We start from the raw sequence: 24,719 nt of genomic DNA, 5'->3' as shown, positions 1-24,719 counted from the left end.
TTCCGGCAATACTTGCCTTCGCCGCCAAACACCATAAAACATAACACTCTAATATTACTAATTTTTTATTTTGGAACACTCTTTGAATGGGAAGGGCATCAAGGAGTGCATGATGCAGATTCTTCCCACAAGCGCCGGATCATTTGATTCCTTCATCAGCAGCAATAAGGAAAACTCTTCCTTTGCTGACTTTTTCGCTTCTGTGCACGACGCTATCAACAGCATGCAAGAGGGTGAAAACGTCTCGGTAAGTTCAGCGCTTGAGGAAGAGCAGCCCGCAGCCGCGGCGCCCAAGGTGCAAAGCCCCTACAGCCGCGCCTCTTCCGATGGCGTAACATATACGCTGGATGAGGTGTGCTTCACCAAGCAGGAACTGGCGCAATTGCGCTACGATCTTGTGAAGGCCGGAGCGCCAGAAGCCGCCCTGAAAAAGCTTGATGCTCTGGCGGGACAGCCCGACGGCGCAACACTGGCTCAGGTTATGGCCAGCTTGCAGACCTTGAACGGCGCGCCCCAACTCAGTGATGACGATAAGGCCCAGATCACCTCGCTGCTCAAAAAAATAGACCCCTCGGGCGTTCTGGACGCACGGGTGCAGCAGCTCATGGCTGAAGGCAAAGGAGAAGCGGCGCTCGGCACCGTCTATGCTTTTATTTCGCAGATGGACGCCACCACGGCTCTTGAGGTGAGCGCGACGGAGGCCCTTGCCTTCGGGCGTGGTCTGGGGCTTGACTCCTCAAATCTGCAAACGCTGGCCAACGGTTTTGGCGGCAACAACGGTGTTACCCTTCTTGTGGGACAATTTTCCGCTCTCATGGCTCCTGCAAGCGGTTTTTTCAATGAGCAAAAGACCGCCCAGAAGCAGTTGGACACCGCCCTGCAAACGACCCTGCAGCCCCTTGTGAGCAAGGCCCGCGCCCGTACTGAAAAAGAACGTCAGGCAAGCGCCCTGCGCATAAAAGAAGCCCAGCAAAGCAAGGTTCTCATCAGCAAAACGGTATCAAAAAACAGCCGTCAGATGTTGGACGAAACATTGAACGCTGCGGGCAATGAAGGCACAAGGCCCGTTGACGCCGAAAGCGCACTGCGTCAGAGCGACGCCATAAGCAGAAAGCTTGACGGCAGCCAGAGCGCTGGTATTGGCCATGCAGGCAGCCAGGAAGCAAAAGCTTCTGCCGACACAGGGTTTTCCAAGGCTTCTTCCAACAGGGAGCAGGCATCCAATACCCAGAGCGCCACCAACAGGCGATCCGAAGACACGCCTCTGACGCGCGCAACTGATGAGCGCCAAAACAATACAGGCCGCCACGCGGGCGAGAACCGCCAGGATGCCAACGCCGAGACAGGGCGCGATTCATCCTGGAATGAACTCACCCGCAAAGTTGAAACGAGTCCCATCTTTGCCATGCGGCAGGACACTCAGGTTGCGCCCTCCATAATGCACAATCCCAATGTTGTCCTTGAGCAAACCGAAGCCGTTGCGCAGCCGGCCCCCCTGGCCAGATATGTTGGGCAGCAAGTTGAGCAGGGCCTGCTTTCAAGCTCCCGCAACGGCACTACGCGCCTCGACCTGCAACTGCACCCGCAGGAACTGGGGGCCATCACCCTCAGCCTCAGCCTGCGCAACGGCGAAGTAAGCGCTACCATACGCTCGGAAAAATCAGAAACAGCCGAAATTGTCACCCGCCAGCTTGATGCCATCCGCACCAACCTTGAGCAGCAAGGGCTTAAGGTAGACAAGGTGGAGGTGCAGCTGAACTCACGCCAGCAGGACGAAAATGCCTGGCAAAATCTAGATCAGCACAACTCATGGCAGGAAGAAGATGCCCGGCGTGAAGAACTTGCGCGGTTAAAGCAACTTTCAACAATGCGAAATTCTTCAGATAATTCTGACGGAACCATTTTGGAACAGCCTGTGCATTCTTCTGCCCATGCGGCAAGATATGCCACCCGTTCATTAAATGTGGTGGCGTAAAAACAGCCGAGCGTAAGGAACAAGCCATGGCCAGCACCATTACCAATTCACTGAACCAGACCAATAATGAGTTCAATACAGCCCTGAGCAAACAGAAGGGCAGTAATCTGGACAAGGACTCCTTCATGCTTTTGCTGGTAACGCAGTTCAAGTATCAGGATCCGTTGAACCCGATGGAAGATAAGGAATTTATTGCCCAGATGGCGCAATTCTCCAGTCTTGAGCAGCTCATGAACCTCAATACGAGCATGAAGGGGCTTACAGACGCCACCAACACTCAGCAAATGGTCAATGCCACGTCGTACATCGGCAAGCAGGTGACCGTTACTGGCAACTCCATCGGCAAGACGACCAACGAGACCACCAAGGAAGTCAGCGTCACGCGCTTCCGCTATGCCCCTGCGGACAATACCGCTGGCGGCACCATTACAGTACGTGATGCCGACAACAACGCCGTCTATGTTGAAGAACTCAGCGCCAAGAACAAGGGCACGACATACGATTTCGCATGGGATGGCAAGAGAAACGACGGCACCGTGGCTGGCGACGGCGTATATACGGTCAACCTTGTGCTGCGCGACACCAAGGGAGACGCGGTTCTTTCTGACCAGGTGGTGGACGCCAAGGTGACGGGCGTTGTCACTGACAATGGCGTGGTTTACCTCGGCCTTGAGGGCGGCCAGCTCATGCCGCTCGCCAACGTTCGTCAGGTCGCGCTGCCTGTCACGACAACTGCAACTGACAGCAGTGATTCCAGCACAAGCACGGGTACAAATACCGGCAGCAGCGCTGCCACCACTAAAAGTGCAGTAGCATCCAGTGCAGCAGCTTTAAGTGCGGCAATCAGCGATGCGGCAACCACCAGTGCAGCGGCCATCAGTACGGCCGCCAGCAATGCGGCAGCCAGCAGCGCTGCGGCCAGCAATGCGGCAGCCAGCAGCGCTGCGGCCATCAATTCGGCAGTCCGTGACGCGGCAGCCAACAACAACATCAGTCTGGGCGACGTGCTTTAACAACAGTAAATCGGCAAAATGAGCCAGGGCAGCGCATAACAACGCGCCCGCTCAGAAAAAAAGATATCCCCCTATCCCAAGACACGGAGGAAGTTATGGGTCTTTCAGCCAGCATGTGGACAAGCGTTTCAGGCCTGCTCACCCACGGTCAAAAAATGAATGTGGTCGGCAACAATATAGCCAACGTGAGCACTCTTGGATTCAAGAGTCAGCGTATGGACTTCAACGATTATCTTTACAGGGGCATCGGCACCACCAGCGGCACCAACCAGATAGGCGCGGGAGCCGGCGTGTACGCCATCCTTGGTGATTTTTCGCAGGGGTCGCTTGAAACCACCAACTCCGCGACTGACCTTGCCATTGACGGCAACGGATTCTTCCAGGTGCGCAAGCCCAACAGCGAACAGATGTACTACTCGCGCGCCGGTGATTTCTATTTCAACAAAAGCCGCGAACTCCAGAATCCTGAAGGCTATTTGCTGCAAGGCTGGAAGGTCAATAACGAAAAGAAGCTGACATTCAACAACGGTGCTACCAACCTTGGCAATGCCAGTCTGAGCAAGTCGGCGTATGTTGGTTCAGGAACCCCCACTGACATCGTGCTGGACAGCTGGAATATCGTTCCCCAGCAGACCACGAATGTTACCTTCACTATGGGCCTTACCAATGATGGCAAGGGGGATCGCACCACCAGCAGCACCAGCCCCATGACCGCCCTCTTTGACCTGTGGGATGGAAAAAGCACTCCCCCAATAGCCGATACCGCCTATGCCACGCAGTCCAGCATTGATGTCTATGATGAAGGCGGCGGCACCCATACAATGACAGTCTACTATGACCAGGTTGACGCCAGCAAGACAGATTCCACCGGCAATACCATATACAACATCAAGGGATTGCCCGCCGGGTACACTATGTACGAATATCTGGTCACCATCCCCCCTTCACAGGACAACCGCAGTTTTGGCGGCACAGGGTACAATGAGGCCACCAACACCTGGACTACTGAGCCGACCAAGTTTTACAACGATCCCACGGCTGGCACCAATAAGAATGCGGGCGTGCTCATGAGCGGCGTCATGATCTTTAACGCCAGTGGTCAGCTGGTCAACCAGACCGCCTACACCTATGGCGCTACGGAAAGTCCTGCCGCCAACAATCAGGTTGCCGTGGATCCTTCGGCCAAATCTTCCTGGCAGCCAACCAAAGTGTCCAGCAACGGCCTGCCGGTTTTCTCCGCCAACTTCACGGGACAGCCCTTGGCCAACAGTGTGAGCGAAACCATGTCCAGTGGCGGGGGAACCCCTGTAAGCCAGGTGCAGAATTACATTACGGAACTGGATTTCGGCCTCAAAAGCCTTGGCACTCCTACGTGGACGAACAGCACATCACTCGCCGACCTGGCGGTACAGACTCCTACTCCGCCAGCCACGACCCCATTTGTTGACTATTCCAATGTTCCCATCATGAGCAACGGGCAACGCCAGGAATACGCCAGCGTGGCCAACACGACATCCTATACTGTACAAAACCGCACTCAGGATGGCTATGCTTCGGGTACTTTAAGCAACGTGAGCATAGATAACTCCGGCGTCGTTCATGGTGTCTACTCCAACGGCAAAACCTTGCCCCTGTATCAGATAGCTCTGTATGATTTTCAGAATCATCAGGGTCTGTACCGCGAAGGCGGCAACCTCTTCTCTGCGACAAATGATTCCGGCGAACCGCGACTGGGCGTGGCGGGCGACAATGGCTTTGGCACGACACGAGCCTACAATATTGAACAGTCCAACGTGGATATGACCACAGAGTTCGTGCAGATGATTTCGACACAGCGTGGCTTCCAGGCGAACTCCAAAGGCATCACAACCGTGGACACCATGCTGGAAACCGTTATCGGCATGAAGAGATAGTAAGCAATCTGTTTGAAAGGATGGAGGGTTCGGCTCTGGCACAGCCGAAAGCCGAACCCTCTACGGCGTTGGGGATAGCGCTGTGCCCTTTCCTTCCGTGCAGGCGTCGGCATAATGCCGACGCCTTTTTTTGAAGCCCCTCAGACTGGCGCGATGCGCCTGAGTTTTCTCAGCAGGTCATCTTTGCAAAGACACGCTTTAGAGGTTTGGACACGCCCGCTCCGGCATGACCGCGCGGATATCACGCAAAGATCCCGCGCATACGCTTTAGAGCATTTTAACTTTGAAAAAGTGTAAATGCTCTAAAGCTGCACTTTCGTGCAGCGCGCCACAACATGGCGTGGATTCAGCCGAGCTTTAGCCGTTGCAACGAAGGAAGCTACGGATGCTTCAAGCGTTGTGACGCAGGAAACTACGGATAAAGACAGCATGAGTAACTATACGTTTTGTTCTGTGCAATCGCTGTCGCCATTCGTAAGGCTCGTAACCTCGCCAACGACTGCCGCAAAGACAGCAATTGGTTAATAGAGCGACCAGCCTGCTGATGGTTGTCGCAAATCGCATTTTCGGCTGAATGAAAACTTTGAAATGCTTTTCATTTCAAAGTTGATCTGCTCTAGACCAGACGCCTGCCAGGCTTTTACAGGGTAGCTTCAAAGTAAACATGCCCTGACGGTAAAGCCTGTTTGGGGCAACACGGCCCCCATGCCAGCCCTTGGCAGCACTTTGTGTAACATGACGAAAGAAATTATAAAATTCTGCTTGACACTTTGCTCTTTTTCCCCTTAAAAGAACACCTCACAGCGCGTCCCCATCGTCTAGCCGGCCCAGGACAACGGCCTTTCACGCCGTCGACAGGGGTTCAAATCCCCTTGGGGACGCCAAAAATTTCAACAGGTTACACACAGTGCCTGTTATCGGAGTTACCGGGTTACAAACTCCGAGGTTACAATTTCCCTGCGAGTCGCAATCTCGTGGGGAATTTTACTTTCCAGCAGGCTACCCACTGCCTGCCCGATGCCGCTGCCGCCAAGTGCCGCCATGATGGCGGAATGATCCGTGTACAATCCCGCGCTGCGCACATACCGATCTGTGGTCGTCGCCCTGTAGTGCCCCATGAGCACCTGGGCCGCGTTCAGGCCGGAAGTCACGAAGGTGATGGCCGCACTTTTGTGCCGCAGGGCGTGAAACCCGAAGGGTTTCACCTTTGCCCGCGCACACAGCCGCTTCATAAACGTGTTCCGCTGCCGGTAAGGCTCTCCCAGAGCGCCGTCACAATGCGTCTGCATGAACACGTTGTCCACCTTGCAAGGCCGCGCCTCGCGCCACCACGTCAAGGCCTTCACCAACTCCGGGTGCATATCCAGCCAACGGTAGCGTTTTTGACCGCTGCCTGCCTTGTTGTCGCTCAGGCGCAGCTTGCCGTCTTCCAGCTTGACATCCCGTTCCCAGGAAAGACGAAAAATTTCGCCTCGCCTGCCCCCGGTGAAGTACAGGGTAAGGAGCAACACCAAATCCTGCCCCTGCGCTTGTTGCAGCACCTTGACCACATCCTCTTCGGAAGGCACATAGCGGTCTTTCTGCTCTACCTTGAAGGGTTTGATACCTTTGAAGGGGGCGACCACCTGCGGGAAGCCTTCCACACACTCCATGCCCCAGTTCCATGCAGCCAGCAGGTTCTTGCGATACTTGTTGGCCGTTTTGGCCCCCCGCTCATCCTGCACCAGGGAGAGAAACACATAAACCTGGGGCTTTGTAATCGCCTCAAGGTGTTCAATGCGGTTCTCCCGACAGAAGGCGAAGAAGGCCTGCATGTGCGTCTTCTTCTCAACCCACGTTGTGCGCCCCATTGTGCGGTGCGCGTGGGCCAGATACGCCTCCCCCCAGGCCAAGAGCCTCTCGCAGCCCGTAGGGGTCTGGGGCGTCTCCTCCACCACCGGAACGGGGAGTTGGCCCGCTTCGGCCAGTTTGCGTTGCTCCTCCTCCCATTCTTTTGCCGCCCGCCATTCCGGGCCGTGCTTCTTGCCGGGCGGAAACATCTTGCAGGCAACCTGCCTGCCGTCCAAAACCACCCGCGCCATCCACCGATTGCCTTTGTCCGTTCTCAAAGTCGGCATTGCTGAAATACTCCATCACAGTGCCCCATTTGAAACGCCAGCGGTTCCCAAAGCGCTTGCCGCCTAAGGCGTAAGCTACTCTTTTCACTGTGCGCGGGTCAAGACGCAGCGCGTTCGCAAGCTCGTCGAGAGTGAGAAAATCATCGGGGGCGCGGACAAATGTCCCGCAATGCCCCCCACCTGTTGCTGGCGTCACTGTTATGGGAATCGCGTTGTTATGCATACCGCGCCTCCTCATGGAAAATATGTCGTTCCGCTAACTCTCCATTATTTCATTGAACTTGCCATAATGCTTGGCAATTAACTCTTTCATGGTTCCACAGGCATTACACAGAAGCATTTTTTCGCGGTGGCGACGTACTGTGCTGTAGCTGATGCCCAATCGCGTTGCTATCTCAGTGTTACTGACATCTTCAAGAATGAGCGCAAAGATTTCAGCGCCACGCGGCGTGAGCTTGACGGTTGAGCTTGCCGGCAACTCCTGCGCACTGAGAACCCGCATCAGCGCGACATTGCTATGCACGTTCAACATTTTTCTGATCGTGGCCAAGTGTCGGAGCACCGTCGATTTTTGGAGGTAAAGCTGGGCTGCAATACCTTTTTATCCCCACCCCGTTACAAAGCAGCGCAACGACCTTGCGCTGCTGCCGTGTCAAGCGTTCTTCCATACTGCCTCCTTGTTGTTTGGTTATCGGAAAAGCTATTCATTTGAGGCAGTAGCATAAGTACAAGGGGCAGGTGCATTGGCAAAACTGTGTAAGTTTTGCCCTGGGGTAAAAAAAGTTTTGCCCGGCAATATCCTGACTCGCTGCTCAGAACGGCACGAAACACGTCATTTCAATGCCGATGACAGTAGATTGTCACCGACAGCAAATTTGATTTTTCATGAAAAATGCTGTATCAAGAAGCCCCTGCATGTTGTTCTCCTGTTCTCCTGTTCAATATTCCTCTGATCTGACCGCCTTCAGGGAGGCCTTAATGCCCCAAACACCAACCTCGCAGCAACAGGCGGTGATCTGTCAGACAGATGGGCCGCACCTTGTCATTGCGGGGCCGGGTTCGGGCAAGACGAAAAAAGCCAGAAAAGAGGGGTAGCCAGTTTTTGAGTAAAGTTAGTGTCAGCAGCTTTAGTGCAGTATTGGTTCAAAGACTGCCAGCTCGTACAGGATAGTGGTTGATTGCTCTGAATTGCAGGTGTCCGCAGGCTAAAGTGAGCTTGGCAATGACAATTTTTAAAAGGTAACAGCATGCTTCGGATTGAAGAACTCAAGCCCAATCTCACCGTTATCGGCATAATTCCTCATGCGGTAGTCCGTATTCTGGCTGTCGAGCCGATGGGCCAAAGCTGTTCTGTTGTGTACCGCACTCCAGACGGCCAGCTTGGCGACCGAATGGTTTTTCGCACAGACGAAGCCAGTCTTTCGCTTGCCGAAGCCGAACGCCCCTGGGCTTTCACCGCCTCTGGTGATGATTTCAAACTGGGGTTGGAAGCTTATCGCATAAGCCTTGCCCACCTTTTTGACCCTATGATGGCGGTTCACGCTTCTGACGTGGAGCCTTTGCCCCATCAGCTCACGGCAGTATATGAGTCCATGCTGCCCATGCAGCCCCTGCGCTTTGTGCTGGCTGACGACCCTGGCGCGGGAAAAACTGTGATGGCCGGGCTTTTAATACGTGAACTGAACATGCGGGCCGATGCCCAGCGCGTGCTCATAGTCGCCCCTGGCAGCCTGGTGGAACAATGGCACGATGAACTTTTTGAAAAATTCGGCATGAGCTTCACAATTTTTTCGCGTGAGCACATAGAGCTGGCGCACAGCGCTAACCCTTTTGACGAGCATGACTTCCTCATAGCCAGACTGGATCAGCTTTCACGCAGCGAAGATTTGCTGGAAAAGCTCAAGGCATCACACTGGGATCTGATTGTCGTGGATGAAGCCCACAAGCTTTCTGCCAGTTTTTCCGGTAACGACATCAAGCGCACCAAGCGCTTTCTGCTTGGTGAGCAGTTGCGCGCCATCACACGCCATTTTCTTCTCATGACGGCAACCCCGCACAATGGCAAAGAAGAAGATTTCCGGCTTTTTATGTCGCTTCTTGACCCGGATCGCTTTGGTGGAAAACTGAAGGGCGATGACAAAAGCAGTGTGGATGTCAGCGACCTTATGCGCCGCATGATAAAAGAAGACTTGCGCCGTTTTGACGGTTCCCACCTGTTTCCAGAGCGCTGGGCCTATACCGTGCCTTACCCTCTTTCAGAAAAGGAGCAGGAGCTTTACGACGCTGTTACCGACTATGTACGCAATGAAATGAACAAAGCCGAGCGCATGGTTGATGGCGCACGCCGTGGCTCCATTGGTTTTGCGCTCACCTCATTGCAGCGTCGCTTGGCCTCCAGCCCCGAAGCAATTTATCAGTCACTCACCCGCAGACACAAAAAATTGCAGGATAAACTCGAAAAGCTAGACAATCCCACCCTGTCAGACCCCGCAGGAGCGCGTTCCTTTGCCCTGCCTGCCTCACTTCTTCAGGCTTTGCCGGAAAACATATGGGAAGCCGATGAATCCCTGAACTCTGAAGACTTTGAAAATATGGAAGAAAAGCTTGCCGACGAAGCAAGCACTGCGGAAACAAGGCAGGAATTGCAGGCGGAAATAACCTTGCTGCTGGGCCTGAAAGAGCAGGCCTATGCCATCGTTGCATCTGAGCAGGATAAAAAGTGGGATCAGCTTTCTGAACTTTTGCAAAACACACCGGAAATGCGCGACCCCAACGGGCGGCTACGCAAGCTGATTATCTTTACCGAATACCGCGACACCCTCAATTACCTGCAAACTCGTATTCAGGGCCTTTTGGGAAATCCGGACGCTGTGGTGTCCATTCACGGTAACGTCAAACGTCTTGACCGTCGTGACATTCAGGAGCGCTTCCGTACCGATGCCGAAGTGCAAGTGCTGGTAGCAACCGATGCTGCCGGTGAAGGCGTAAACCTGCAAAATGCCAACCTCATGATCAATTATGATCTGCCGTGGAACCCCAACAGGCTGGAGCAGCGTTTTGGGCGCATTCACCGCATCGGGCAGATTGAGGTTTGCCATTTGTGGAACCTTATTGCCGCTGGCACCAGAGAGGGCGAAGTCTTTACCCGTCTGCTGGAAAAGCTGGATACAGAACGTAAAGCTTTGGACGGCAGAGTGTTTGATATTCTGGGCGAAGTGTTCGAGGGGCAAAGTCTGAAAGACTTGCTCATTGAAGCCATCCGCTATGGTGATGACCCGGCCCGCAAAGAAAAGTTGTTCGCCAAGGTTGATGGAGTCATGGATTCTGCGCACATTCGCAGCATCCTTGATCGTAATGCCTTGTGCGAAGAAAGCATGACTGAAGAGCGCATTTTTGCCGTTAAGGAAGAGATGGAAAAGGCTGAAGCCCGCAAACTTCAACCCTATTTTATCCGCAGTTTTTTTGCCAAGGCTTTTGAGCAGGTGGGCGGCAGTATGGCCCCGCGTGAAAAGGGCCGCTATGAAATCAAGCACGTTCCTGCCATCATCAGAGAGCGCGATCGCAGCCTTATGGGCAAAGGCCGCCGCTGCATGACGCCGGTGCAGGCAAAATACGAACGCATTTGTTTTGAAAAAGACTATGTGCGCCTGAAAGACCGTGCTGGTGCGCCCTTGGCAGGGCTTATTCATCCTGGGCATCCGCTCATGCAGGCCGTAGTTGATATGACCCTTGAGAGCTCACTGGGCAAGCTCAAGCAGGGGGCTGTACTCGTTGACCCCAATGATACGGGCACCGTCCCCAGAATCATGTTTGTGCTGGATCACACCATCCGCGATAGCACTGGCGGTGACCGCCCCATTTCCCGCCGCATGCAGTTTGTGACCATTGATGAAACAGGGGCTGTTCACAACGGAGGTTGGGCACCGCACCTTGATTTTGAGGCGTTTACTCCAGAAAATGAGGCTGAAAATTCACTCCTGCACAAGCTTCTGAATACAGCCTGGATATCTCGCGATCTGGAGCAGAAGGCACTGAGCTTTGCCTCGCAGCATCTGGTGCCGGAACATTTGGACGAAGTCAAATATCGCCGCGAACAGCATGTGGAAAAAACCCTGACTGCCGTGCATGAGCGATTGAGCAAAGAAATCCAGCAGGCAGACAATCAATACCAACTTTGGCAAAGCAAGCTGGACACGCACAAAGAAGCCCGCCCTAATATGGAAAATGCCCGCAGAGTGGTGGAAACCTTAAGCGCCAGGCTAACCCTCCGCCGTCAGGAGCTGGGAGCCATGCGGGCCATAGTATCGCTTACCCCGGTGGTCACGGGCGGAGCCTTGATTATTCCGGCAGGATTGTTGGCGCGGGAGGCGCAGAATGAGGCCGCCCAATTTTGTCCAGACGCGCAGGCCAGAAGCCGGGTAGAACAGCTTGCCATGCAGGTCGTCATGAATGCAGAAAGGGCGCTAGGCAATACAGTGAAGGATGTTTCTGCCGACAAATGTGGCTGGGACATCACCAGCACTCCGCCCCTGCATGAGGGCAAAATACCCGATGCCCGGCATATCGAGGTCAAGGGCCGTGTGCGCGGCAGCGCCACCGTCACCGTTACCCGTAACGAAGTGTGCTATGGCCTCAACCAGAAAGACAAATTCATTCTGGCGCTGGTCTTTGTGGATGGTGAGAGCGTGGACGGGCCGCATTATGTGCGTAACCCCTTTGAGGTGGAACCCGACTGGCATGTGACCAGTGTGAATCTGGATGTTGCCAAACTCATGAGCCGTGCGGAAAAGCCCGCGTAGGGGTGGGGGGAGATTTTGACTACTATGCAAAACACTCCAAAAATGACAAGAAAAGAGCATTGCAATAAATGTTCTTGTGTTACGAACCATTATGTTGAAAGTAGCTTTCGACAAACTCACTATCACCCAGAATGCGATGAATTATATACAGATGAAGTCTGTTATATAGTAAGTTGCTGTGGGTGCAAGACAACATCTTTTGTTTGTATCTCTACTTGGTCTGAAGAACCAAGCGAGCCACAGCACGAAATATACCCACCGCGCACCCTAAGAAAAGAACCCGGATGGACATCACGTTTAGGCAGTGCCCATAAAAAATTATTAAGGGAAGTCTATATTGCGCTTGGAAATGATTGTCTTTCTTTGGCTGCAATGGGAATCAGAAGCATTGTAGATGCCTATATCACTGAAAAAGTTGGCGATTGCGGAACATTCACGAAGGGTATGGATGCTCTCCTCGCAAATGGGCACATCACGCAGAAAATGAAAGAAATTTTGGAAATTGTCGTGGATTGCGGCAATGCAGCAATACACAGGCAATTTAACCCTGAGCCAGAAGCAATAACGTTGCTGCTTGATACAGTTGAGCTTTTATTACATCAAGACATAATTGGACCCAAAGTGAACGCCATTAAAGCCGAAATACCTCCGCGCCCTGCAAAAAAGAAAAAGGCCTAACCCATGCCCGCAGATATAAAATCGCCGCGCAAGCTCATAGAAACAGCCCTGCCGCTGGATGCCATCAACGCTGCATGCGCCTATGAAAAGTTACCCGGCATTGGGCCGCATCCTCGCGGGCTCCACCAATGGTGGGCGCGGCGGCCTTTGGCGGCGGCGCGCGCCGTGCTTTTTGCCCAGCTTGTCAATGATCCCGGTTACGAACGCAACCTTGGGCGCGGCCTGAACAAAGAAAAAGCTGCCATCGAGCGCGAGCGGCTTTTCAGAATCATAGAAGACTTGGTTAAGTGGGAAAACACCAACAACTCTGAAGTGCTGGACGCTGCCAAGGCGGAAATATGGAAGTCATGGCGCGAAACCTGCGCCCTCAATAAAAACCATCCGCAAGCGGCAGAACTGTTCAACCCTGACAAACTCCCCGCCTTTCACGACCCCTTTGCCGGGGGCGGCAGCATTCCTTTGGAGGCGCAACGGCTGGGGCTGGAGGCCTGGGCCTCGGACTTGAACCCCGTGGCTGTGACCATCAACAAGGCTATGATTGAAATCCCGCCCAAGTTCGCGGGCCGCGCCCCCATTGGCCCGCCCACACAGGGGGGCAGTGGTGAACGCTTGCAGGGGCAATGGACAGGGGCTTCGGGTCTGGCCGAAGACGTGCGCCGCTATGGCGCGTGGATGCGGGCCGAAGCGCAAAAGCGCATCGGGCATCTGTACCCGCAGGTAGAAATTACGCCAGAAATGGTGACAGAACGGCCTGATTTGGAACAGTACAAGGGTCAAAAGCTCACCGTCATAGCCTGGCTCTGGGCGCGCACCGTCAAAAGCCCTAACCCGGCCTTTAATCATGTGGATGTGCCGCTGGCCGCCTCCTTTGTGCTGTCCAGCAAAACAGGTAAGGAAGCCTATGTGCAGCCTGTGGTGGAAGGCGACAGCTACCGCTTCACCGTGAAGGTGGGTACACCGCCGGAAGGGGCGAAGGCTGGGACCAAGCTCACTCGTGGGGCTAACTTTCAGTGCCTGCTTTCTACTTCGCCTCTTACGCCTGACTATATCAAGAACGAGGGCATGGCCGGGCGCATGGGCGCAAAGCTCATGGCCATTGTGGCAGAAGGCGATAGAGGCAGAGTGTACCTGACGCCGACGGAGGAGCACGAGAAAGTCGCTGGTCAGGCTCAACCCACATGGAAGCCTGAGACTTCACTTCCTGATGACCCGCGTAACTTTTGGACAGTCAGCTATGGCCTCGCAACCTACGGCGACCTCTTCACCCCGCGCCAGCTTGTGGCTCTGACCACCTTTTCTGATCTGGTGGGTGAGGCCATAGCCAAATGCCGAGCCGATGCCATAAAGGCAGGCTTGCCGGACGACGACAAGGGGCTGGACGCTGGCGGCCTTGGCGCACAGGCCTATGCTGAGGCTGTGGGGGTGTATTTGGCATTTGCAGTGGATAGGTGCTCTGACTTTTCTAATACCTGTACACGATGGGTGGCAGGCAACCAAAAAGTCATGAATCTTTTCGCAAAGCAATCTATCGCTATGACTTGGGATTTTCCAGAAACAGCTATTTTATATGATACCGTTGGAGGGTTTTACCCCGCAGCTGAATTTATTTCTCAATGTATTTTAAAGCTTGCAGGCAATAGCTTGCCAGGAATAGCAACTCAAAGCGATGCAAAGAATAATAAAATAAGCAATAGAAAAGTTATATCTACTGATCCACCATATTATGATAACATAGGATACGCCGACTTATCAGATTTTTTTTATTTATGGATAAAAAGAAGCTTATCTTCTATTTACAAAGCAATATATTTTACACTTGTTGTTCCTAAGGAGGATGAATTAGTTGCAACTCCTTATCGTCACGGATCTAAAGAAAGAGCTGAACTATTTTTCCTCAATGGCATGGGATTAGCTATCAAGAAAATGGCAGAATGTGCTCATGCTGCATTTCCTGTGAGCATTTATTACGCCTTTAAACAATCTGAAACAGCTGCTAATGACAGCACCAATAGTACAGGCTGGGAAGCATTTTTAGCAGCAGCTCTGGATTCCGGATTTGCCATTACTGGCACATGGCCGATGCGAAGTGAACAATCGAGCAGAATGATAGGAATAGGTACCAACGCCCTTGCCTCCTCCATAGTCCTTGTGTGCCGCAAGCGTGACCCCAGCGCTCCCACCATTTCACGGCGCGAATTTACCCGCGAACTCAACGCCTTGTTGCCCGAAGCCCTGCTGGATATGACGCGCGGCGGTGTCAATTCGCCTGTGGCCCCCGTGGATTTGTCGCAGGCCATCATAGGGCCGGGCATGGCGGTGTTTTCCAAATACAGCGCTGTGCTTGAGGCAGACGGCACGCCCATGAGCGTGCGCACCGCCCTTACCCTTATCAATCGCTTTCTGGCGGAAGACGACTTTGACGCCGACACGCAATTCTGCCTGGCCTGGTTCGATCAGGTGGGCTGGGATGTGGGCAAATACGGCGAGGCCGACGTGCTGGCCCGCGCCAAAGGCACCAGCGTGGGCGGCCTTGTGGAGGCTGGCGTGGTGGAAAGCGGCGGTGGCAACGTGCGCTTGCTGCGCTGGGCACAGATGCCTGCCGACTGGAACCCGGCCAAGGATAACCGCCTGCCGGTGTGGGAAGGGCTGCACCAGCTTATCCGCGCCCTCAACCAGCAGGGCGAAGCGGAAGCAGGCAAATTGCTGGCCCATATGCTGAACAAAACTGAAGCCATACGCAGCTTGGCCTATCGCCTGTACACCCTGTGCGAACGCAAAGGCTGGGCCGAAGACGCCCGCGCCTACAACGAGCTTATCACCTCGTGGCCGTCCATTGAACAAACTATGAGTACGCATGCCGTGACCACTGGGCCGGAACAAATACGCTTTGATATTTGAGCAGGAGAAAAACCATGCTGAAAACACTGGATATTACAAACTTTACCTGCTTCCCCAAAGCAAAGCTGGAGTTTTCTCCCGGCCTCAATGTCATTGTGGGGGAGAACGGTACGGGAAAAAGCCATTTGCTCAAATTGGGGTATGCTGTATTGCGTTCTCTCAGAAATATGCAAAAGGCACCAGCCAAAGAAGCTTATGGGCGTGACCTTGCAAACCACCTTGTTGCACTGTTCAAGCCAGATTCTCTCGGACGTTTGGCTTCACGTGTACAAGGGCGCAGCAGATGTGAAGTCTCTGCTAAAATTCATGGCACAGCAGACCTTTTATTTAATTTTTCGACACAGAGTTCTGACCTTGTAAATATCGACAATATTGATTTCAAGGAAGCATTAAAGGCAAAATCTCTATTTATTCCGCCCAAGGAAGTTTTATCAGTATACCCCGGCTTTGCGCTTGCTTTGGAAAACAAGGAGTTCGCTTTTGATGAAACGTACCTTGACATATGTAAAAACCTGAATGGTGTGCCCTTAAAAGGGAAACGCCTTACAGACATCGCGACACATCTTAACCCGCTTGAAGAAATTATGGGTGGCGATATGCGCCTTGAGAATAATTCATTCTATTTTCACTCTTCAAAAGGCAAGGGCATTTTTGAAGCGCACTTGATGGCAGAGGGCAGCAGGAAGCTTGGAATGTTGGCTTATCTTCTGAAGACAGGTGAGCTGACAAACAGTTCTTCTCTCTTTTGGGATGAGCCAGAAGCAAATCTTAATCCAAAGCTTCTTGTAGCCCTTGCTGATATCTTGGTAAGACTTTCCTCTATCATGCAAATTACTATTGCTACTCACAGCCTGTTTCTTGTCCGTGAACTGGAAATATTACATGAAAATAAGCAGCTCAAAAATTCAAAATATTTTGGTTTGCACTTTAATGAAGATGGAAACGGCGTCAGTGTGACGCAAGGCGGTTCTTCCAATCATATTGGGGATATTGTTGCGCTTGATGAGGAAATAGCCCAATCTTCACGCTATCTTAATATGGGAGACTGAGACTATGCCTGTCTTTGAAGAGCGTGGCCTAAAATTTTCATTTCCAGACACATGGAACGTTGTTCAGTACGACAAAGCTCCATTTTACAAAGATCGAATAATGCCTTTACAGCAAGCAAAAGCCGTTGATTTTTTATGCTGTGACAACACAAAACTTATTGTTGTTGAATCAAAACGCTACAAAGAAAAAGCACTTGAAGACGTTGATGAGTTGATACAAAAAGTAAGTTTACAATTTAAAGATACAATTTTTGGGCTTGTTTCTGCTTACGTCAGCAATGATAACAGTCTGGAAGTATACTACGAAGTTTTTTTAACGCAACCATATGGAAGCCACCACAAAATTGAACTTTACATTGATCTTGAGCATGAAAATCACCTGCTCACAAAGGAAAGTATCTACGCCCAAATTCTTAAAAAACTAAAAATAGTATTTGCAAATTTTGGCTTTGCTGTGCGTGTCCTTCATTCCCAGAATATGCAGAATCATCCTTGGAAAGCTGAGGTGCTCTAATGTCCCCAATCCGCCCCTGGCGTGAAGTGGTCGTCCCCCATGAAGATGTGCTGAAAGGCACCTTTCAGCAATCCGAGTTTGCCGCAGACATCAGCAGCGTGCATGAAGGCACAGCGCCCGTCGGCTACCTCGACCCGGTGCTCTTCTTTGACCGCACCTTCATTACGGAAGGCATGCGCCTGCTCATGCTCTCGGTGCTCAAGCGTCTTTCCGGTCAGGGGGGCGATCCGGTTATCCAACTGCAAACGGCCTTTGGTGGCGGCAAAACTCACACCCTGCTGGCGGTCTATCATCTGGTGAACGGCAAGGCTCCTGCCAGCAAGATGCAGGGCATTCCGGGCTTACTCGATTCAGCCAATGTGATGGAAGCCCCCCACGCCCGCCTTGTGGTGCTGGACGGCACCAAGCTGTCCCCTAACCAGCCAGCCAAACGCGGCAACTGCACGGTGCGCACGCTCTGGGGGGAGTTGGCCTGGCAGCTTGGCGGGGCCGATGCCTATGCACAAGTGGCTGATGCCGACAGCTCCGGCACGGCTCCCGGCAAGGAAGTGCTCTTACCCTTGCTGCAAAGCCATGCGCCGTGCGTTATCTTGATGGACGAAGTGGTGGCCTATATCCGCCAGTTTGAAGAGAGCAAGAATCTTACTGGTGGCAGTTTTGATTCCAACTTAAGTTTTGTGCAAAACCTTACCGAAGCCCTGAAGCTTGTGCCTACGGCGGTGCTGTTGGCATCACTGCCAGAATCACAAAAAGAAGCGGGTAGCCAGCGTGGTGTTATGGCGCTCGAAGCTCTGGCCCACTGCTTTGGGCGTGTGCATGCCTTATGGAAACCTGTGGCTGCGGAAGAAGCCTTTGAAATCGTTCGGCGTCGTCTTTTTGCACCTGCCCATGATAAGGACTCCGCCAAGGCCGCCTGTAGGGCCTATATTGACCTATACACAGGCAATAAAGACGAGTTCCCCATGGAGACGCAGGATGCCCGCTATGCTGCGCGTATGGAGCAGGCCTATCCTATTCATCCTGAAGTGTTTGACCGCCTGTATGAAGACTGGTCGACACTGGATAATTTTCAGCGTACACGCGGCGTGCTCAAGCTCATGGCCAAGGTTATCTACCGCTTGTGGAAAGACGGCAACAATGATCCCCTGCTCATGCCCGGCAGCCTGCCGCTCTACGATGCCGATGTGCGCAATGAAATGGTCTACTACCTGCCCAATGGCTGGGATCCGGTCATAGAGCGCGATATTGACGGAGACAGAGCAGAAACCACTACACTGGAAACACAAGATACGCGCCTTGGAAGTGTGCAATCGTGTCGCCGCGTTGCGCGTGCTATCTTCTTGGGTAGTGCGCCGGGGTCTGGATTACTTTCAGCGGGTACCGGTATTCGCGGAATTGAACAACAGCGCATCATGCTTGGCACAGCCATGCCAGGGCAACAGGTGGGCTTGTTCCGCGACGCACTGCGCCGTATCAGCCATAGTCTCCACTATATCAACTCGGCTGATTCGCGTTTTTGGTTTGATACCCGGCCCAATCTGCGCCGCGAGATGGAAGAGCGTAAACGCCGCTACCATCGTGAGGCAATTTTCCCTGTTATTCGCGGGAAATTGCAGGAGGCATTGCGCACCAGCACCTTTAGTGGTGTGCATGTCTTTACCCCCAGCCAAGATATCCCCGATGATGAAGCTCTGCGGCTAGTCGTGCTTGACCCCGCTCAGGCGTATAGCCGTAACGGCAACAACATGGCCTTTGGCGCAGCCCTGGACGTACTGAAAAAACGTGGCGAACAGCCTCGTGTCAATCAAAATCGCCTGCTCTTTCTAGCGCCCGACTACGATGGGGCAAGCCGCCTCTTGGATCAGGTAAGCACGGTGTTAGCATGGAAGTCCATTGAAGATGACATCAAGGATATGCGCCTGAACCTTGATCAATATCAGGCAAAGCAAGCGCGGCAAAGCCATATCACAGCACAGGACACCATGCAGCGCATGATAGCCGAAGTGTACAAATGGCTGCTTTCCCCCATGCAAACGGCTTCAAGCGGTAAAGTTAGTGACATAGAGTGGGAACCTTTCTCACTGAACACGGCAGCTCAGAGTATCCCCAAAACCATTGACCAGGTACTGCGCGATAACGAATTGCTCATCAGTGAGTGGGCACCCATTCACCTGCGCAACCTGCTCAAACTATGGTTCTGGAAGCCAGAGCAAAACGAAGCCGTTGCGCGAAGCGTGTGGCAGCACATGTGCCGCCAACTGTATTTACCGCGCCTGAAAACAGAAAGCGTGTTTACCGCAGCCATACAAGCCGGTTCAACCAGCCGGGATTTCTTTGGGCTTGCTCAGGGTAAAGAAACTGACCGTTATCTTGGTTTTACATTTGGCGTTGCCGCCATGCCCTTCATGGATAACGATTTGCTGCTGATCAATCCGGAAGCCGCTACAGCATGGCAGGTGGTGCTGGATGAAGAAAAAAGCGAGCGAGAAGCAGCGACAAGGCAACCAGGAGCAACGCCATCTGTGCCAGAAACTGGCGCAACGCCAACGTCCACGTCCACGGCGCTGCCTAGTGAAGCGCCAAGGCCTGTCCCTACGCTACGAAAAACCCGATTTTACGCTGCTGTGGATATTGAACCGCACGGTGCAAAAATGCGTTTTGCCGACATTGTGGACAACATTGTTCACCATTTGACCGAACGGACCGATACCAAGGCGATCATTAACATTGAAATTCAAGCCGAAAATGCCAGTGGATTTCAGGAAGACATACAGCGAGTGTTGAAAGAAAATGCCAGTACACTGAAGTTCAGAAGTGCTGCGTTTGAGGAATAGCCTATAGAATAGGAGGGGTTGCATGCGTGTTTCTCGCATCAAAATTGCAAACTTTCGAGGCGTCAAGAGCGCTGAACTCCTCCTTCCTGCCCACGGAGTTCTGATCGGCGACAACAACACCGGGAAGACAACCATTTTTGAAGCACTTGATCTTGTCCTTGGCCCAGATCGTCTTAATCGACAGCCCCCAATTGACGAGCATGATTTTTTCAAAGGTTGCTATACACCAACTGCCGCAAGCAGACAGGATGTCCCAATACAAGATGATGCAGAAACTACACAAGAGGCTGTAGAAATTGCTGAAGAATGCGCTGCCCCTCAAATTGAGATCGAAGTGACTCTTGTAGATTTGACTACAGAGCAGAAGGCCACTTTGGGTGATTACGCTGAATATTGGGATTCCATAGCAAACAAATTTTATGATGTCCCAGCTCCTGAAGGAATAGATGCCGCCAATATCACTGAGGCGCTTCGCGTCACCTTTCACGGCTGGTATGATGCCGAAGATGACGACTTTGAAGGGAAGACATATTTTACCCGAAGCCTTACCGAAGGGGAAAAGCCTGAGATTTTTACAAAAAAACACAAAAGGATATTTGGTTTTTTGTATCTTCGTTCCGTGCGGACTGGTTCACGTGCATTAAGTTTAGAGCGCGGAAGCTTGCTTGACATCATTTTGCGCATTAAAGAAATAAGACCACAAATGTGGGAAGATACTCTCACTACACTTTCAGCTATAACGGTGGCCAACAACCCAGAACTTGGTCTGTCACATACCCTAGAGAGTATAAGCACTGCATTAAAAAAATATGTTCCAAAAGAATGGGGAGGAGAGCCTCACTTAAAGGTATCAACGTTGACTCGTGAACATCTTAGAAAGGTAATTACTGCGTTTATTTCAACTGGTGATGGAGAGCATGCAGCACCATTTTATCGGCAAGGGACAGGCACAATCAATATGCTTGTCCTGGCAATGCTTTCGCAAATAGCAGAAGGAAGACAGCAGAATGTAATCTTCGTTATGGAAGAGCCAGAAACGGCAATGCCGCCCTATGCTCAAAAACGTATTATCCACGAAGTACAGCAACTAGCGTCACAAACTCTTTGGCTCTTCCGGGTTTTCCGTGGGTAGCTGATCTGCTAATGTCCTTCCCGGAGGGCACCAATGAAGGATACGGACCTATATTTTCGGATTCTGGGGCTGACCGAGCCCTGGTTTGTTGAGGCTGTTGAACTGGGGGTCGTCTCAGAAAACGGAAAATAAAGCACGCTAAGCCGGTGGCAGCGGTCGCAATGGCCTGAACTTCCCCGCACCGACCTTGGCACTGCTGCGCCATAGGTAATCGCCGGTCAGGTTGATATGCTCCCACCCCAGCGGTGACAGATATTGCAGCAACGTGTCGTCCAGCGCCTTGCCGTGGGCACGCAAAGCACTGGTGGCACGCTCCAGATAGACCGTGTTCCACAACACGATGGCCGCCGTCACCAGATTGAGGCCGCTGGCCCGGTAGCGCTGCTGCTCAAAACTGCGGTCGCGGATTTCACCCAATCGGTAGAAGAAGACCGCCCTGGCCAGCGCGTTGCGCGCCTCGCCCTTATTCAGCCCCGCATGGACGCGGCGGCGCAGCTCCACGCTTTGCAGCCAATCCAGAATGAACAGCGTGCGCTCGATGCGCCCCAGCTCGCGCAGGGCGACGGCCAAGCCGTTTTGGCGCGGATAGCTGCCGAGCTTGCGCAGCATCAGCGAGGCCGTCACCGTGCCCTGCTTGATCGAAGTGGCCAGCCGTAGGATTTCATCCCAATGAGCGCGAATAGCCTTGATGTTCAGCCTGTCGCTGCTAATCATCGGCTTGAGTGCATCGTAGGCAGTATCGCCCTTGGGAATGAACAGCTTGGTGTCGCCCAGGTCGCGGATGCGCGGCGCGAACCGGAATCCCAGAAAGTGCATCAGGCCGAACACATGATCGGTGAAGCCCGCCGTGTCGGTGTAGTGTTCCTCGATACGCAAGTCAGACTCGTGGTACAGCAGGCCATCGAGCACATAGGTCGAGTCGCGCAAGCCGACGTTGACCACCTTGGCGCTGAAGGGCGCGTATTGGTCGGAGATATGGGTATAGAACGTCCGCCCAGGGCTACTTCCATACTTCGGATTGATATGCCCGGTGCTCTCTGCCTTGCTGCCGGTTCGGAAGTTCTGGCCGTCCGACGATGACGTGGTGCCGTCGCCCCAGTTTCCGGCGAAGGGTTGTCGAAACTGTGCGTTCACCAGCTCGGCCAGCGCCGTCGAATAGGTTTCGTCGCGAACGTGCCAGGCTTGCAGCCAAGACAGCTTGGCGTAGGTGGTGCCAGGGCAGGATTCGGCCATCTTGGTGAGCCCAAGATTGATACCATCAGCCAGAATCGTCGTCATCAGCAAGGTTTTGTCCTTGGCCGTGTCGCCGGTCTTCAGGTGTGTGAAGTGGCGCGTGAAGCCCGTCCATTCATCGACCTCCATCAGCAACTCGGTGATCTTGAGGTGCGGCAGCAACATCGCCGACTGGTCAATCAAGGCTTGCGCGGCGTCTGGCACCGCTGCGTCCAGCGGCGTGATCTTCAGGCCCGATGCAGTGGTGATGATGGCGTCCGGTAAGTCGTTGGTCGCCGCCATGCGGTTGACTGTGGCGAGTTGCGCCTCCAATAATTCCAGTCGGTCATGCAGATATTGGTCGCAGTCGGTGGCCACGGCCAGTGGCAATTCGCTGGCCAGCTTCAGGGTGGCGAACTTCTCGATCGGCACCAGGTATTCGTCGAAGTCCTTGAACTGGCGCGAACCCTGCACCCAAACATCACCAGAGCGCAGTGCGTTCTTCAGCTCCGACAGGGCGCATAACTCGTAGTAACGCCGGTCAATACCCTCGTCGGTCAGAACCAGCTTTGCCCAGCGCGGCTTGATGAATGCGGTTGGCGCATCGGCGGGCACCTTGCGCGCGCTGTCGCTGTTCATGCCGCGCAGCACGTCGATGGCATCGAGCACACCCTTGGCGGTGGGCGCGGCGCGCAGTTTGAGCACGTCCAGGAACTGCGGCGCATAGCGGCGCAGCGTGGCGTAACTCTCGCCGATATGGTGCAGGAAATCAAAATCGGCAGGCCGCGCCAGCGTTTGCGCCTCGGTGACGCTGGCGGCGAAGGTGTCCCACGGCATGACCGCTTCGATGGCGGCGAACGGATCGCCGCCGCTTTGTTTGGCTTCAATCAGCGCCTGACCGATGCGCCCATACATCCGCACCTTGTCGTTGATCGCCTTGCCGGAAGCCTGGAACTGCTGTTGATGCTTGTTCTTGGCCGCATTGAACAGCTTGCCGATGATGCGGTCGTGAAGGTCGATGATTTCATCAGTGACGGTGGCCATGCCCTCGATGGCCAGTGCTACCAAGGTGGCGTAACGCCGCTGCGACTCGAACTTGGCCAGGTCGGCGGGCGTCATCTGGCCGCCCTCGCGGGCGATCTTGAGCAAGCGGTTTTGGTGTACCTGCCGTTCGATGCCAGCAGGTAGGTCAAGCGCCTGCCAGGCTTTGAGGCGTTCGATGTGTTCAAGCATGTGGCGCGAGTTCGGCTTGGCGGGCGATTGGCGCAGCCACGCTAGCCACGTCATTTTGCTACCATCCTTGCGCTTGAGCAGTTCGTCCAGGCGCTGGCGATGGACAGGTATCAAGGAATCGGCCAATGCCGCATGGATGCTCCGGTTGGCACGGGTAATGGCCTCGGCGCTTGCGCGCTCGATGGCATTCATGGCGGGTAGGATGATGCTCTGCCGCCGCAGGTTTTCAACAAGGGTGCTGGCCAGCACAATGCCTTTGTCTGTTTGCAAGGCCAGTTCGGTCAATGTATGCACGGCTTGCCGGTAGTGACTCATGGTGAAGGGCTTGAATCCAAACACCGTTTGCAGCTCGACCAAATGCTCCCGCCGTGTCTGCTCGCGCTGGCCGTAATCGTTCCAGCTTTCCACCGGCACCTTGAGTTGTGCGGCCACCATGCGCAGCAGGGGCGGAAATGGAGGTTCATCGACGCCCAAGAAGATGCCAGGGAATCGCAAGTAGCAAAGCTGCACGGCGAAGCCCAATCGATTCGCGGCGCCGCGACGCTGACGGATCACCGACAGGTCGGTTTCGTTGAACGTGTAGTGCCGTATCAGTTCGTCTTTGACATCTGGCAGTGCCAGCAGACTTTCGCGCTCGGTGGCGGACAGGATTGAGCGGCGTGGCATGGTCAGTCTTCCCGCAGGTACTGGTACAAGGTTTCGCGGCTGATGCCGAAGTCACGGGCCACCAAGGTTTTTTGGTCGCCTGCCGCAACTCGCCGTTTCAACTCGGCAATTTGTTCGCTGTTCAGCGATTTCTTTCGTCCCCGGTAGGCACCGCGCTGCTTGGCCAGCACGATTCCCTCGCGCTGACGTTCGCGGATCAGGGCGCGCTCGAACTCAGCAAAGGCTCCCATGACCGACAGCATCAGATTGGCCATCGGTGAGTCCTCGCCGGTGAACGTCAGCCCTTCTTTGACGAACTCCATGCGCACGCCCCGTTGTGTCAGCCCTTGGACGATGCGGCGCAGGTCATCAAGGTTGCGTGCCAACCTGTCCATGCTATGCACCACCACGGTGTCGCCCTCGCGGACGAAGGCCAGCAGCCTTTCAAGTTCGGGACGTTGTGTGTCCTTGCCTGAAGCCTTATCGGTGAATACCTTGCCGACTTCTATTTGTTCCAGTTGTCGATCAGGATTCTGGTCGAAGCTGCTGACGCGGACGTAGCCGATACGTTGACCTTGCAAGATGCCTCCAAAGGTAAAAATGTCAGGATGAAATCTATTACCCTTGGCTGAATGTGTCAATAAATATAAATTCACACTCTACTCTGACGTTGTTTGTGCTCAACATCTGACATCAGGTTAGGGCAT

16 protein-coding genes and 1 tRNA gene are annotated in these 24,719 nt (G+C 53.6%); 12 read left to right on the top strand and 5 right to left on the bottom strand.

What is annotated here, in order from left to right; genetic code table 11:
- Window positions 1–109 precede the first annotated feature (109 nt).
- The 4 genes from DESU86_RS13440 to DESU86_RS13425 all read left to right on the top strand — a co-directional run bounded on the left by DESU86_RS13440 (window position 110) and on the right by DESU86_RS13425 (window position 5,785).
- Window positions 110–1,975, top strand: coding sequence for a flagellar hook-length control protein FliK (locus tag DESU86_RS13440; RefSeq protein WP_232088378.1), 1,866 nt, complete (start codon window positions 110–112; stop codon window positions 1,973–1,975).
- 26 nt (window positions 1,976–2,001) lie between these two features.
- Window positions 2,002–2,988: a flagellar hook assembly protein FlgD gene (locus tag DESU86_RS13435; RefSeq protein ID WP_232088377.1), complete on the top strand. Its 987-nt coding sequence runs from the start codon at window positions 2,002–2,004 to the stop codon at window positions 2,986–2,988.
- 95 nt (window positions 2,989–3,083) lie between these two features.
- Window positions 3,084–4,901, top strand: coding sequence for a flagellar hook protein FlgE (locus tag DESU86_RS13430; RefSeq protein ID WP_179981485.1), 1,818 nt, complete (start codon window positions 3,084–3,086; stop codon window positions 4,899–4,901).
- 807 nt (window positions 4,902–5,708) lie between these two features.
- Window positions 5,709–5,785, top strand: a tRNA-Glu gene (locus DESU86_RS13425).
- A gap of 39 nt (window positions 5,786–5,824) precedes the next feature.
- Here the strand turns inward: DESU86_RS13425 and DESU86_RS13420 are convergent.
- From DESU86_RS13420 to DESU86_RS13410, 3 genes are all read right to left on the bottom strand, one after another.
- A complete protein-coding gene (locus DESU86_RS13420) occupies window positions 5,825–7,018 on the bottom strand; it encodes a tyrosine-type recombinase/integrase (RefSeq protein ID WP_179981484.1) in 1,194 nt (397 codons plus the stop codon).
- A gap of 256 nt (window positions 7,019–7,274) precedes the next feature.
- On the bottom strand, window positions 7,275–7,550 hold the full coding sequence (locus DESU86_RS13415; protein ID WP_179981483.1) for a LuxR C-terminal-related transcriptional regulator: 276 nt from the start codon (window positions 7,548–7,550) through the stop codon (window positions 7,275–7,277).
- Window positions 7,534–7,686: a hypothetical protein gene (locus DESU86_RS13410; RefSeq protein WP_179981482.1), complete on the bottom strand. Its 153-nt coding sequence runs from the start codon at window positions 7,684–7,686 to the stop codon at window positions 7,534–7,536. Before DESU86_RS13410 ends, DESU86_RS13415 begins: the two co-directional genes overlap by 17 nt.
- A 310-nt stretch (window positions 7,687–7,996) precedes the next feature.
- Between DESU86_RS13410 and DESU86_RS13405 the strand changes: the two genes are divergently transcribed.
- The 8 genes from DESU86_RS13405 to DESU86_RS13370 all read left to right on the top strand — a co-directional run bounded on the left by DESU86_RS13405 (window position 7,997) and on the right by DESU86_RS13370 (window position 20,922).
- The gene (locus DESU86_RS13405) at window positions 7,997–8,113 is read left to right on the top strand and encodes a UvrD-helicase domain-containing protein (protein WP_179981481.1); all 117 of its coding nucleotides are present in this window, start codon (window positions 7,997–7,999) and stop codon (window positions 8,111–8,113) included.
- 152 nt (window positions 8,114–8,265) lie between these two features.
- Window positions 8,266–11,817, top strand: a complete 3,552-nt coding sequence (locus DESU86_RS13400) for a helicase-related protein (RefSeq protein WP_179981480.1) — start codon at window positions 8,266–8,268, stop codon at window positions 11,815–11,817.
- A gap of 24 nt (window positions 11,818–11,841) precedes the next feature.
- A complete protein-coding gene (locus DESU86_RS13395) occupies window positions 11,842–12,495 on the top strand; it encodes a DUF4145 domain-containing protein (RefSeq protein WP_179981479.1) in 654 nt (217 codons plus the stop codon).
- A 3-nt stretch (window positions 12,496–12,498) separates the two neighbouring features.
- Entirely contained in the window at window positions 12,499–15,393 is a 2,895-nt protein-coding gene (locus DESU86_RS13390; RefSeq protein WP_179981478.1) for a DUF1156 domain-containing protein, read from the top strand.
- A gap of 14 nt (window positions 15,394–15,407) precedes the next feature.
- Window positions 15,408–16,442, top strand: coding sequence for an AAA family ATPase (locus DESU86_RS13385; protein WP_179981477.1), 1,035 nt, complete (start codon window positions 15,408–15,410; stop codon window positions 16,440–16,442).
- Between the two features lie 4 nt (window positions 16,443–16,446).
- Window positions 16,447–16,956 carry a hypothetical protein gene (locus DESU86_RS13380; protein ID WP_179981476.1) on the top strand — a complete coding sequence of 170 codons (510 nt, stop codon included), beginning with the start codon at window positions 16,447–16,449 and terminating at the stop codon, window positions 16,954–16,956.
- Window positions 16,956–19,790, top strand: a complete 2,835-nt coding sequence (locus DESU86_RS13375; RefSeq protein WP_179981475.1) for an ATP-binding protein — start codon at window positions 16,956–16,958, stop codon at window positions 19,788–19,790. The genes DESU86_RS13380 and DESU86_RS13375 overlap by 1 nt, the downstream gene beginning before the upstream one ends.
- Window positions 19,791–19,812: 22 nt before the next feature.
- Complete coding sequence (locus DESU86_RS13370; RefSeq protein WP_179981474.1) at window positions 19,813–20,922, top strand: ATP-dependent nuclease; 1,110 nt, start codon at window positions 19,813–19,815, stop codon at window positions 20,920–20,922.
- 138 nt (window positions 20,923–21,060) lie between these two features.
- Here DESU86_RS13370 and DESU86_RS13365 read toward each other — a convergent pair whose 3' ends face one another.
- On the bottom strand, window positions 21,061–24,033 hold the full coding sequence (locus tag DESU86_RS13365) for a Tn3 family transposase (protein WP_179981473.1): 2,973 nt from the start codon (window positions 24,031–24,033) through the stop codon (window positions 21,061–21,063).
- Window positions 24,034–24,035: 2 nt separating this feature from the next.
- On the bottom strand, window positions 24,036–24,593 hold the full coding sequence (locus DESU86_RS13360) for a recombinase family protein (protein ID WP_001162010.1): 558 nt from the start codon (window positions 24,591–24,593) through the stop codon (window positions 24,036–24,038).
- Window positions 24,594–24,719: the final 126 nt, after the last annotated feature.

The organism is Desulfovibrio sp. 86, from assembly GCF_902702915.1.
GTDB lineage: Bacteria > Desulfobacterota > Desulfovibrionia > Desulfovibrionales > Desulfovibrionaceae > Desulfovibrio.
The sequence above is the reverse complement of the archived record's forward strand: the minus strand, read 5'-3'. Positions and strand labels throughout refer to the sequence as shown.

What these genes read in the sequence shown, in the direction of transcription:
- DESU86_RS13385 (WP_179981477.1), top strand. Translation starts at nt 15,408, where the DNA reads ATGCTGAAAACACTGGATATTACAAACTTTACCTGCTTCCCCAAAGCA.
- DESU86_RS13365 (WP_179981473.1), bottom strand. Translation starts at nt 24,033, where the DNA reads ATGCCACGCCGCTCAATCCTGTCCGCCACCGAGCGCGAAAGTCTGCTG.
- DESU86_RS13415 (WP_179981483.1), bottom strand. Translation starts at nt 7,550, where the DNA reads ATGTTGAACGTGCATAGCAATGTCGCGCTGATGCGGGTTCTCAGTGCG.
- DESU86_RS13390 (WP_179981478.1), top strand. Translation starts at nt 12,499, where the DNA reads ATGCCCGCAGATATAAAATCGCCGCGCAAGCTCATAGAAACAGCCCTG.
- DESU86_RS13370 (WP_179981474.1), top strand. Translation starts at nt 19,813, where the DNA reads ATGCGTGTTTCTCGCATCAAAATTGCAAACTTTCGAGGCGTCAAGAGC.
- DESU86_RS13440 (WP_232088378.1), top strand. Translation starts at nt 110, where the DNA reads ATGATGCAGATTCTTCCCACAAGCGCCGGATCATTTGATTCCTTCATC.
- DESU86_RS13410 (WP_179981482.1), bottom strand. Translation starts at nt 7,686, where the DNA reads ATGGAAGAACGCTTGACACGGCAGCAGCGCAAGGTCGTTGCGCTGCTT.
- DESU86_RS13395 (WP_179981479.1), top strand. Translation starts at nt 11,842, where the DNA reads ATGCAAAACACTCCAAAAATGACAAGAAAAGAGCATTGCAATAAATGT.
- DESU86_RS13430 (WP_179981485.1), top strand. Translation starts at nt 3,084, where the DNA reads ATGGGTCTTTCAGCCAGCATGTGGACAAGCGTTTCAGGCCTGCTCACC.
- DESU86_RS13380 (WP_179981476.1), top strand. Translation starts at nt 16,447, where the DNA reads ATGCCTGTCTTTGAAGAGCGTGGCCTAAAATTTTCATTTCCAGACACA.
- DESU86_RS13435 (WP_232088377.1), top strand. Translation starts at nt 2,002, where the DNA reads ATGGCCAGCACCATTACCAATTCACTGAACCAGACCAATAATGAGTTC.
- DESU86_RS13375 (WP_179981475.1), top strand. Translation starts at nt 16,956, where the DNA reads ATGTCCCCAATCCGCCCCTGGCGTGAAGTGGTCGTCCCCCATGAAGAT.
- DESU86_RS13420 (WP_179981484.1), bottom strand. Translation starts at nt 7,018, where the DNA reads ATGCCGACTTTGAGAACGGACAAAGGCAATCGGTGGATGGCGCGGGTG.
- DESU86_RS13405 (WP_179981481.1), top strand. Translation starts at nt 7,997, where the DNA reads ATGCCCCAAACACCAACCTCGCAGCAACAGGCGGTGATCTGTCAGACA.
- DESU86_RS13400 (WP_179981480.1), top strand. Translation starts at nt 8,266, where the DNA reads ATGCTTCGGATTGAAGAACTCAAGCCCAATCTCACCGTTATCGGCATA.